This window comes from Vibrio sp. 1288 (assembly GCF_033344475.1).
Window position 1 is genome coordinate 1 of sequence record NZ_JAWPOX010000737.1, and the last position, 616, is coordinate 616.

Annotated in this window: 1 protein-coding gene; it reads right to left on the reverse strand. The window is 44.3% G+C overall.

Annotation, left to right across the window (positions count from 1 at the left end; genetic code table 11):
* Positions 1–426 (reverse strand): oxygen-insensitive NADPH nitroreductase (gene nfsA, locus R8O11_RS29075; protein WP_318195102.1); only part of this gene is annotated, 426 nt, incomplete at its 3' end.
* Between the last annotated feature and the right edge of the window lie 190 nt (positions 427–616).

Here is a 616-nt window from a genome sequence, read left to right on the forward strand (position 1 = left end):
TAGCTCATCCACTTGTCGGGCATTGTTTCTTAAGCCGCCAATGTATACGCCTCCCAACCCCATAGATTCTGCTGCCAATAAGCAGTTTTGAGCCATGATTCCAGAGTCTACGGCACCTATGAGCGTTAACTCTGTGAAATCGGCTTGAACACCAGGATTAATACTGGCGTGACGCTGGTAGTCGATACAGAACACCAAGAACTCTGCCGCGCTTTCAACGTATGCTTGATTCCCTGCAAATTTCGCTAGTTGTGATCTCTTCTCTGTGTCCGTGACTCTAACAATTGATACTACCTGCAACATACTGGATGAGGATGCGGCAAGACCCGCTTGAAGGATGGTTTCCAGTTGCTCTTTATCGATAGGCTGTGAGGTAAATTTACGAATGGAACGGTGGCCAAGAATGGTTTGGATCGTACTGTTCATGATGACTTAACATCCTTTGTTCTATTTTTAGGCTGAGCGTTCACCTTAGCGGTATTTAATGAATGGGTAAACTATCGCGAAAGAAAAACTGTGCCTTAGAGCATAAGTTTGAGTTCAGACTGGGGAAACGGCGCGCATTCTGTTTGTTAAGGTATATACTGTTTTTAGAATCAATAGTTTATCTGCGTTG